This window comes from Pseudarthrobacter sp. MDT1-56 (assembly GCF_059383555.1).
In genome coordinates this window covers 87,359-96,390 of sequence record NZ_JBWZCK010000014.1, presented here as the reverse complement: position 1 = coordinate 96,390, position 9,032 = coordinate 87,359, and the positions used below count along the sequence as shown (strand labels likewise).

Genomic DNA, 9,032 nt, shown 5'->3' with positions numbered 1-9,032 from the left:
CCTTCTGCTGCTGCGTGCCGGCCTGGTCGGTCAGGTCGGACTTGGCCTGGTGCAGGAGGTCCCTGGCGTTCGTCTTCACCTCGGCGGCGACGTTGGCGGCCTCCGCCTTGGCGGTTTCGGCCACGGCTTTCGCGTCCCCGGCGGCGTGACCTGCCACTGCTGCCGCTTCGTCTTTCACTGCTTCTTTGGTGGAGGCAGAACCCGCCACACTGCCGGGCGGCACAGTCCCGGTGCTCGGGTACTCGTTGGCGGACGCAGAGGGAGTCGTCTGGGGCCATTGGTTTTCTGTCATCGCTGCTCTCTTTCAGGAAGGGTCCGCAGGTAAAGCGTGATCCCGCGGCGCCGGTGAATTAGTAAGCACGGTTACTATCTAAATAGTAAGCACACTTCCTGTTTGTTTCGCAAGACTTAGTTTTTTTCGGGACGTCCACCCCGCCCGGGGATGGGCCAAGACCAAGGGCGGGCTCACGCATTCCCGGCAGTTGGCGTCACTCGGAGCCAAAAAAAATTAGTAAGTAGGCTTGCCAAGTACTTACTAAGCATGCTTATGGTGGAGTCATGCAGCGATCCACACGGAGCCGTTGCAACCCCAAACCGCACCACAGATCCAAGGAGACATCATGCTCGCCAAGGAACATGTTGATGACCTGCTTCAGCGCAACGGAAACGTGCTGACAACCGATCGGGACAAGATCGGATCCATCGGCCAGATTTACGCCGATGACGACAACGGCCAGCCGACGTGGGTCACGGCCAAGACCGGGCTCTTCGGCACCTCGGAGTCGTTTGTCCCGCTGGAAGGGGCCCGCGTCGATGGGGGCGACCTCCTCGTCCCGTACACCAAGGACCAGGTCAAGGACGCCCCCCGGGTGGACACCGACGGGCACCTCGATCCTGCCGAGGAGGACCGGCTCTACGCCCACTACGGCCTGAGCGGTGGTGGCCAGACCTATACCGAGGCGACAGCCGGCCGGGACGCGGACCACCGCGAAGCGGACCTCGCCGATACCGACCGCGGCACCGTAGGACACGACACCTCGGGTCCCACCACTGACGATGCCATGACCCGTTCAGAGGAACGCCTGAACGTCGGCACCGAACGGGAAGCCACCGGACGGGTGCGGCTGCGCAAGTACGTCACCACGGAAAACGTCACCAAGACCGTTCCGGTTCAGCGCGAAGAGGTTCGGATCGAACGTGAACCCATCACGGACGCCAACCGTGGGGCGGCGATGTCCGGCCCGGGCATCAGCGAGGAAGAGCACGAAGTCGTGCTCCACGAGGAGCGCCCCGTTGTTGAAAAACAAACGGTGCCGGTCGAGCGCGTCCGCCTCGAAAAGGAAACCGTCACCGACGAGGTAACCGTCGATGAGGAAGTCCGCAAGGAACGCATCGAAACGGACGGCGACGACAACACGCGCCGCTAAGCGATAGGGGCAGGCCAGGGTCCCGGCTGATGCCGGCCCTGGCCCGCCTTCCCGCTTGACCTTTGTCCACCCCCAAGAAAGGCCGACATCTGTTCCGCCCAAGGAAGGCCGGCGTTAATGCCCCTCGACCCCCAGGACAACGTCCGGGACGGCTACCTGCTTCTCACCACAGCTGCCCGCCTTGTTCAGCGCCGCTTTGACGATGCACTTGCACCACTGGGCCTGACCCGGGCCGCAGTCATCGCACTCAAGGCCATGTCGCACCGTCCCATGAACCAGGAACAGCTCGCGGCAGTGGTCCACGTTCAAAGCCAGACCCTTGGCCGCGTCCTGTCCCGCCTGGAAGCGGAAGGCCTGGTCACGAGGACACGAGACCCACAGGACCGCCGCCAGTTCCAGGTGGAGATGACCGACGCCGGGGAACAGGCCCTCAGCGCAGCCCGGGAGGCTGAAAGCGCTGCCCTTCCCTCAGACTTCGACGGGTGGGAAATCCTCCGGGAACAGCTCTCCCGATTCGTAAATTCCTTCTCAGGCCCCCGGCAAACACGGGATTCGACCCGCAACTGATCCACCGGCATCTGGGATTCGGCCCACCCGCCTGTGATGAGTCTCACGAGCAATAATGCGAAATCAGCTTGAGACGGTTGTGCCGCGCTGTGCACTATGGAAAGGCACGGCAGGGATGGAAACTTCCCGGCCAGAGCAGCCCTGATCTCTCCGACGCACCGCGTCTGCTGCGGACCAGCGGCAACAGTTTTACCCATCCTGGTGACGCAATGCGGCCAACCCGGTGAGCTCGCTGAGCCGCCAACGGTCCGGAGCGTTCCCGGTTTGGCCCTACGGCGGCTCCGCATAGGTGCGGCAGCCGGACACCCGGATCACGAATGGAAGCACTGAACAATGACGTTTGAAACTGCCACCTCTGTCACCCACAAGCTCTGGGACCGCTCCACGATGCACCACGAGCTGGATTCCCTGATCCACGACCTCTCGGTCCGTCACAACACGCCGAAGAGCAACATCGCGGTCCATGCCAGCGGCCCGAGCACCTTCACGCTCAGCCTGAACCACGGAGCAGCCAACCTCGAGTCCGTCTCCTCCTAGCACCACAGCCACCACGCATCACCACGACGACGGCGGGAGTTCTCCCGCCGTCGTCGTCGTGTTTGAGAAAGCAACGCCGTGGGAGGTCATATCTGGTCCGGTCCGCCATCCTGCTGGCACACTGAGCCGATGACCGAACCTCTCCATCAGTCCCGACGTCCCGGCATCCGCGCCGCGATGTTCGTTGACTTCGACAACGTCTACACTGGCCTGCTTGCCCTGGACCCGGCCGCCGCTAAGCGATTCGCCGAGGACCCCAAGCATTGGACCGAGGCGCTGGCGGACGGCGGCACGGGCGAGGACTCCCGGCGCTTCCTGATCCGCAACTGCTATCTGAACCCGGTGGTGTACTCGAAGTACCGCACCTACTGGACCCGGGCCGGGTTCCGTGTGATCGACTGCCCGTCGCTGACGCAACGGGGAAAGAGCAGTACGGACATCAACCTGGTGCTTGATGCCATGGACGCACTGTCCGGCAGCGGGGGCGTCGACGAGTTCTTCATCGCTTCGGCCGACGCCGACTTCACGTCCCTGATCCAGCGGTTCCGGGCCGCCGACCGGATGACCACGGTCATTGCAGCCGGCGCCGTGGCCTTCGCCTACCGGGAGATGGCGGACCATGTGGTGGAGTCCCACGACTTCGTCGCCATCCTCAACGGCACAACGGTGGAGCCAATTCGCGCCGTGGCGTCCCCGAAGCAGCAGCAGCAGCAGGTCCCGGCCGCAGCGAAGGCGAAATCCAAGGCAGCCTCGCCGGCGGTCCGTGACGTCCTGGAATTCATCCGCAACGCTCCGGGACCGGTGGCCGGGGCGATCGTCGCCCACCGGGCCCTCACTGCAGACCCGTCCCTGAAGACAGACTGGGGCGGCTTCGGAAAGTTTGGGACGTGGGTGGCCCAGATCGGCCAAAGCGTCGAATATTCCCCGGCACAAGGCGGTTGGGTCTGGGACGCCAAGCGGTTTTCGAGCGAGGATCTTCCCGCCCCGGCTGATGTGCAGCCCGGCATCGAGGAGCAGGTCACCCGGGTGACGGATGTTCCGGCACTGTCCGCGGCCCAGTTCCGGCAGGTGTTCCTGGCCATGGCGGCCAGGCTTCGGGAGCATCCGCTCAACCGCACCGAATTGTCCCGGCTGGTCAGGGATGATTGCGTCAGCGCGGGCCAGCCGGTCTCCCGCAACGCAGTGAACTTTGTCCTTCAAGGCCTCGCCTACGCCAATTTCCAGCTCAACGACCAGGCGACGGCAGCAGGCCTGGCAGCAGCCTGGACTGCGAATGTGGAGGAACTCTGCCGGGTGGCGCTGCTGGAGTTCGACGCCGCCGAGAAGCTCGCGGTGCGGCGCTGGGCCAGCGGCGGGCTGCTGGAGTCCACGCAGACTGGCAGCTCCCATGACTAGCAACGTCCCCCCGCCAAGGCGGCACCAGCGGTTGTGCTAGATTTCGGCCCATGACCTCGCACCTGCCACGCCACAATGCCGACGCACCGGCTGCCGCCGCCATCGGGCTCTTGGCGAGGCAGGGCTATGACGCAACCTCTGTTGACGACCTTGCGGACGCCGCTGGCATGAGCCGCAGCACGTTCTTCCGCAAGTTCGGGTCAAAAGAGGACGTTGTCTTCGCCGACCATGAGCGGATCCTTCGGCAGGTGAATGACCGTCTGGCGGAAACGATTCAGGAACCGCTGGCAGCGATCGAGGATGCGGCGCTGCTGGTTTTCAATCACCACTTGCGGAACCAGGAAACGTCCCGCGCGCGCTATGAGCTCATGCAGGCCGTGCCTGCACTCCGGGACCGGGAACTGGTCACGTCCTACCGGTACGAGAGGGCATTCGTGCAGCACCTGCTGGATAGACTGCCCGACGTCGAGCATCGTGAATACAAGGCCGTCTCCCTCGCTGCAGCCGCGGTCGCCGTGCACAACGCCTTCCTCCGGGGGTGGCTGCGCACTGCACCCGCGGGCGCGGAAGCAGTGACCGCTGACCGGGATAGGTCTGCTGCACTCGCGAATGAACTTCGGGCCCTCTCGGAGATTTTCCGGCCGGCGCTGCTCGGCCCCGGCACCTCAGTGCAGGCGTCCCCGGCCGTCGTCGTGACCGTCCTTACCGCGGGCGCCGACAAGGACGCGATTGTGCAGGCGGTCCGTGACGCGCTGCACTGACGTCGACCCTTCATCGTGAAACTGAGTTTCTTGACGTGGAACCGCGTTTCATTGCATCCTTAGTCGATGTGGTGTGAGCCACAGCACGCGGGCGGCCAGGTCCCGACGCCGAGACAAAGGACAAACACATGATGACGACGTCGCCCGTAGAACCCGGTTTGAACCAGAACGCCAACATCCCTGTCATCCTCGGCGGCGCCCGTACCCCTTTTGGCCGCTTCCGGGGCAGCCTCACACCCTTCTCCTCCAGCGAAATGGGAGCGCACGCCATCCGCGGCGCCCTGGACCGTGCCGGCGTCGCCCCCGAACAAATCGGAGCAGTCATCGTCGGCCAGGTCATCCAGGCCGGGGCCGGCCAAGGGCCCGCGCGGCAGGCGAGCCTGGCCGCCGGAATCGGCTGGGACGTGCCCACCGTGACGGTCAACAAACTCTGCCTCTCCGGTCTGACAGCCGTGATTGACGCCGCACGGATGATCCGGGCGGGGGAAGCAGACTTCATCGTTGCAGCCGGCCAGGAGTCCATGACCAACGCACCCCACCTCGTGCCCGGGCTCCGCGCCGGCGTCGTCATCGGGGAAGCCCCGATGCTGGACTCGCTGAACCGGGACGGGCTGCAGGATCCGGTCAGCGGCTTGCTGATGGGCGCGGCCACGGACGCCGGGAACGCCGAACGCGGCATCACCCGCGCCGAGCAGGACGCCGTCGCGGCCCGGTCGCACCAGCGGGCCGAAGCGGCACGCGCCGCCGGCGTGTACGCCGAGGAGATCGCCCCGATCGACATTCCCCAGCGCAAGGGGCCCGCGCTGACTCTCACGCACGATGAGGGCATCCGCCCGGAGACCACGGCCGAATCCCTGGCACAGCTCCGTCCCGCGTTCTCGAAAGACGAAGCGGCGACCATCACCGCAGGATCGTCCTCCCCGCTCTCGGATGGTGCCGCCGCCCTCGTGATCGCCAGCAAATCGGCGGCCGAAGCGGCAGGGCTCGAATGGATCGCCGAGATCGGTGCGCACGGCCAGACGGCGGGACCGGACGGATCCCTGCATTCCCAACCCGCCCGGGCCATTGAGCTCGCCCTCAAACGGGAGGGCCTCACCGCGCAGGAGCTCGATCTCGTCGAGATCAACGAAGCCTTCGCCTCTGTGCTCATCCAGTCCGCCAGGGACCTGGGCCTCGAGCCGGAGGACATCAACGCCGAGGGCGGCGCCATCGCGCTCGGGCATCCGGTCGGGGCTTCGGGCGCGCGCCTGGTCCTGCATCAGGCGCTGGCGCTGAAGCGCCGAGGCGGAGGCACCGGCGTCGTCGCGCTCTGCGGTGGCGGCGGCCAGGGCGACGCCCTGATCCTGAAGGCATGACCATCACTACGAAGAAGCAGGCCATGATGACCAATAATCCCGAAGAGGGCTTCGGAACCATCTCCGTCGCAGCCATCCTGGCTGAGTCCGCTCGAAGGACGCCGCACCGCACCGCACTGATCGTTGGTGAGGAAGAAACCAGCTACGGCGACCTCTGGAGTGAGACCCGCGCCTACGCCGGGGCACTGCGGGCGCGCGGCATCGGCCCCGGGGACGCCGTCGCCGTGCTGATCCCCAACGTTGCGGACTTCGCCCGGGTGTACTACGCCGTCCTCTCGCTGGGCGCCATTGTGGTTCCGGTGCACGCCCTGCTCAAGGCACGTGAAATCGAATACGTGCTCCAGGACAGCGGCGCCAGGTTGCTGATCTGCGCCGCTCCGCTCCTGAAGGAAGGCGCTGCGGGTGCCGCCAGCACCGGGACCGATCTCCTGACCGTGATGGCGCCCGACGACGGCGGGCTGCCGAGGCTGGAAGCCGAGGCCGCCGCGGCCGAGCCGATCCCCGGTTACGTCCCCTGCCGGCCCTCGGATACTGCCACCATCCTGTACACCTCGGGCACCACAGGCAAACCAAAGGGAGCCCTCGGCACCCACTTCGCCCTGGTGGAACAGACTTCCGTCATCCTGACGTCCGTCATGGACTTCAAGCCGGGCGATGTCCTCTTCGGCGGGCTGCCGCTCTTCCACACCTTCGGCCAGACAGTCGTTCTCAACGCGGGGCTGCGGGCCGGCGCCACCATCGTCATGATGCCCCGGTTCAGCGGCGAGGGCGCCATCACGCTGATGGCCCGGCACAATGTCAACATCTTCCTGGGAGTGCCGACCATGTATGTTGCGCTTCTTGAAGCGGCCAAGGCCACTGATGTCCGCCCGGCTGCCCTCCGCTACGGCGTCTCGGGCGGCGCCTCCCTCCCGCTGGCCGTCATGGACAAATTCCGCGATGTCTTCGGGGTGGAAATCCACGAAGGCTACGGCCTGACCGAAACATCCCCCGTTGCCGCGTTCAACCATGTCGGGACCCCACCCCGGCCCGGCACCATCGGGGTGGCCATTTGGGGCGTCGACATCGAAATCGCCAGCGCCGAAACGGTCGAAAGCATCGAGCTGCTGCCCCGGGGCGAACTTGGCGAGCTCGTCATCCGCGGACACCTGCTGATGAAGGGCTACCTCAACAGACCGGAGGCCACAGCCGAGGCGATCGTCGACGGCTGGTTCCGCACCGGCGACCTTGGGACGAAGGACGACGACGGCTACCTGACCATCGTCGACCGCAAAAAGGACATGATCATCCGCAACGGCTACAACGTCTACCCCCGCGAGGTGGAGGAAATCCTCCTTACCCACCCGGAGGTCGTCAGCGCCGCGGTCTACGGAATCCCGCACGACGTCCATGGCCAGGAAATTGCGGCCGCGATCGTTCTCGACGCGGGAGCCGCCGCCACAGAAACAGACTTGATGGAATTCGCAAGCGCCCAGCTCGCCGCGTACAAGTATCCGCGCGTCATCAGGCTGCTCACGGAGCTCCCCCTCGGGCCCAGCGGAAAAATCCTCAAGCGAAACCTGGTGGCCGGGCCCGTCGGGTCCTAGAGGGCCAGGTGTCCCGGCAGAGCGGACCCGGGAGCCGGAGACTGAAAACTGCCGGGCCTGGCGAGCAGCATCACAAGGTTGCGGCTTCTTCCTGCGCCAGCCTGATCATCCGAAGTTCGTCCTCCACCGCGCGGGCTGGCCAATAGTCCTTCGCCAGCTCGCCTGCCCGGGCTCGGTCTGCCGCCGGGAACAGCTTGCTGAACAGCCCGGCGGCGTGAAGCAGGGCGATCAGCGCGGTGGTCCTCTCATCGGGCGCCGTGGCGTCAGGCTTCGCCGCATCAGCTGCCTTGGGCGTCGCGGCTTCAGTCACCCCGGCTTCGGGCGCCTGGGCTTCGGCCGCCCCGGCCTGAGGCTCCGCGGCTTCAGGCTTGGCGGCTTCAGGCTCCGCGGCTTCAGGCTTGGCGGGAGCCGACGGCGCACCGCTGAGTGCCGCGTCGATCTTCTGCAGGAGCGCAGCTTCCGGACCGTGGTCCTTCTCCGGGTACCGGGTGGATTTGAACAGACCAAGGTGTTTTTCGCCGGCCTGTTCCACGATGCCCCGTGACGCCATCTGCTCGTAGACTCGCTGCACCTCGGCGCGGCCCTCCAGCATGGAGACCCACCGCTTGGGAGTATGGGGCCGGGATTTGCCACGGATGAGCTCGAGCTCGCGCTGGAAGTCCGTTTGCGGGGCGGCGCCGGTGGCCTTGACGTTCTTGCCCTGCAGCTCGATGGCACCGATCATGTCCAGCTCGGCCAGTATTGCCCCGGCCAAGGTGGTCCTGAGTGCGAACACCGGCACTTCAGGTTTGCCGTCCTTGTCGTTCGTTGCCAAAAGCAGGAAGGCCTGGGGAAGGCTCAGTTCCGCCGCCTCGGGAGTTTCAGGTGTCTTAGCATCCATACGCTCATGGTGGCGCAGTTCCGCTGCCACCACAATGAGGATTTGTACCCCTCTGCGGAGCAGATTAGACGTGCTGATCGACGAGTACCGGGTTGCCGTCCGGATCCAGGACGATGAAGCTCGCCGGCCCCGCCGTCGCCTCATCTGCCTCGGCAAGGAACTCCGTGCCCGTGGCTTTCAGTTCCCGCTGGAGCTCGCGGACGTCGGTGAACGGTTCCACCGCCTCCGCGTTCTGGTTCCAGCCCGGGTTGAAGGTGAGCATGTTCTTCTCAAACATCCCCTGGAAGAGGCCGATGACAGTCTCGCCGTTCTTCAGGATCAGCCAGTTCTGGGTGATGTCACCCCCAAAACTGCTGAAACCGAGTTTCTCGTAGAACGCAGCAGAGGCCGCGATGTCCTTGACGGTGAGGCTGATGGAAAAGGCGCCGAGTTGCATGTGTTGCTCCACTCTCCAGGGGACGGATCTTACCGATGATACGCGCGGCTGTCTCAGACGAGGGCGCGGGACCGGTCCGGAGTCACTG

General features: G+C 65.5%; 9 protein-coding genes and 1 pseudogene. 7 read left to right on the top strand and 3 right to left on the bottom strand.

The genetic code is table 11. From position 1 onward, the window contains the following. Positions 1 to 292: pseudogene (locus AC50YC_RS17945) on the bottom strand (hypothetical protein); the annotation flags it as partial. A 328-nt stretch (positions 293 to 620) separates the two neighbouring features. Between AC50YC_RS17945 and AC50YC_RS17940 the strand changes: the two are divergent. From AC50YC_RS17940 to AC50YC_RS17910, 7 genes are all read left to right on the top strand, one after another. After that, the gene (locus AC50YC_RS17940; RefSeq protein ID WP_494954651.1) at positions 621 to 1,427 is read left to right on the top strand and encodes a DUF2382 domain-containing protein; all 807 of its coding nucleotides are present in this window, start codon (positions 621 to 623) and stop codon (positions 1,425 to 1,427) included. A gap of 117 nt (positions 1,428 to 1,544) precedes the next feature. Beyond that, a complete protein-coding gene (locus AC50YC_RS17935; protein WP_494954650.1) occupies positions 1,545 to 1,994 on the top strand; it encodes a MarR family winged helix-turn-helix transcriptional regulator in 450 nt (149 codons plus the stop codon). Between the two features lie 333 nt (positions 1,995 to 2,327). After that, entirely contained in the window at positions 2,328 to 2,531 is a 204-nt protein-coding gene (locus tag AC50YC_RS17930) for a hypothetical protein (RefSeq protein WP_354174248.1), read from the top strand. A 129-nt stretch (positions 2,532 to 2,660) separates the two neighbouring features. Next, positions 2,661 to 3,926 carry an NYN domain-containing protein gene (locus AC50YC_RS17925; RefSeq protein WP_494954649.1) on the top strand — a complete coding sequence of 422 codons (1,266 nt, stop codon included), beginning with the start codon at positions 2,661 to 2,663 and terminating at the stop codon, positions 3,924 to 3,926. Positions 3,927 to 3,976: 50 nt separating this feature from the next. Continuing rightward, entirely contained in the window at positions 3,977 to 4,687 is a 711-nt protein-coding gene (locus tag AC50YC_RS17920) for a TetR/AcrR family transcriptional regulator (protein WP_494954648.1), read from the top strand. A 128-nt stretch (positions 4,688 to 4,815) separates the two neighbouring features. After that, positions 4,816 to 6,042, top strand: coding sequence for an acetyl-CoA C-acetyltransferase (locus AC50YC_RS17915; RefSeq protein WP_494954647.1), 1,227 nt, complete (start codon positions 4,816 to 4,818; stop codon positions 6,040 to 6,042). Further along, positions 6,039 to 7,628 carry a long-chain-fatty-acid--CoA ligase gene (locus tag AC50YC_RS17910; protein WP_494954646.1) on the top strand — a complete coding sequence of 530 codons (1,590 nt, stop codon included), beginning with the start codon at positions 6,039 to 6,041 and terminating at the stop codon, positions 7,626 to 7,628. The genes AC50YC_RS17915 and AC50YC_RS17910 overlap by 4 nt, the downstream gene beginning before the upstream one ends. Positions 7,629 to 7,698: 70 nt before the next feature. Here AC50YC_RS17910 and AC50YC_RS17905 read toward each other — a convergent pair whose 3' ends face one another. Both AC50YC_RS17905 and AC50YC_RS17900 read right to left on the bottom strand, forming a co-directional pair. Beyond that, positions 7,699 to 8,508 (bottom strand): GOLPH3/VPS74 family protein, encoded by an 810-nt coding sequence (locus AC50YC_RS17905; protein WP_494954645.1) that lies wholly within the window; start codon positions 8,506 to 8,508, stop codon positions 7,699 to 7,701. A 64-nt stretch (positions 8,509 to 8,572) separates the two neighbouring features. Then, positions 8,573 to 8,944 carry a VOC family protein gene (locus AC50YC_RS17900; protein WP_494954644.1) on the bottom strand — a complete coding sequence of 124 codons (372 nt, stop codon included), beginning with the start codon at positions 8,942 to 8,944 and terminating at the stop codon, positions 8,573 to 8,575. Positions 8,945 to 9,032 lie beyond the last annotated feature (88 nt).

What these genes read in the sequence shown, in the direction of transcription:
- AC50YC_RS17940 (WP_494954651.1), top strand. Translation starts at nt 621, where the DNA reads ATGCTCGCCAAGGAACATGTTGATGACCTGCTTCAGCGCAACGGAAAC.
- AC50YC_RS17935 (WP_494954650.1), top strand. Translation starts at nt 1,545, where the DNA reads ATGCCCCTCGACCCCCAGGACAACGTCCGGGACGGCTACCTGCTTCTC.
- AC50YC_RS17930 (WP_354174248.1), top strand. Translation starts at nt 2,328, where the DNA reads ATGACGTTTGAAACTGCCACCTCTGTCACCCACAAGCTCTGGGACCGC.
- AC50YC_RS17925 (WP_494954649.1), top strand. Translation starts at nt 2,661, where the DNA reads ATGACCGAACCTCTCCATCAGTCCCGACGTCCCGGCATCCGCGCCGCG.
- AC50YC_RS17920 (WP_494954648.1), top strand. Translation starts at nt 3,977, where the DNA reads ATGACCTCGCACCTGCCACGCCACAATGCCGACGCACCGGCTGCCGCC.
- AC50YC_RS17915 (WP_494954647.1), top strand. Translation starts at nt 4,816, where the DNA reads ATGATGACGACGTCGCCCGTAGAACCCGGTTTGAACCAGAACGCCAAC.
- AC50YC_RS17910 (WP_494954646.1), top strand. Translation starts at nt 6,039, where the DNA reads ATGACCATCACTACGAAGAAGCAGGCCATGATGACCAATAATCCCGAA.
- AC50YC_RS17905 (WP_494954645.1), bottom strand. Translation starts at nt 8,508, where the DNA reads ATGGATGCTAAGACACCTGAAACTCCCGAGGCGGCGGAACTGAGCCTT.
- AC50YC_RS17900 (WP_494954644.1), bottom strand. Translation starts at nt 8,944, where the DNA reads ATGCAACTCGGCGCCTTTTCCATCAGCCTCACCGTCAAGGACATCGCG.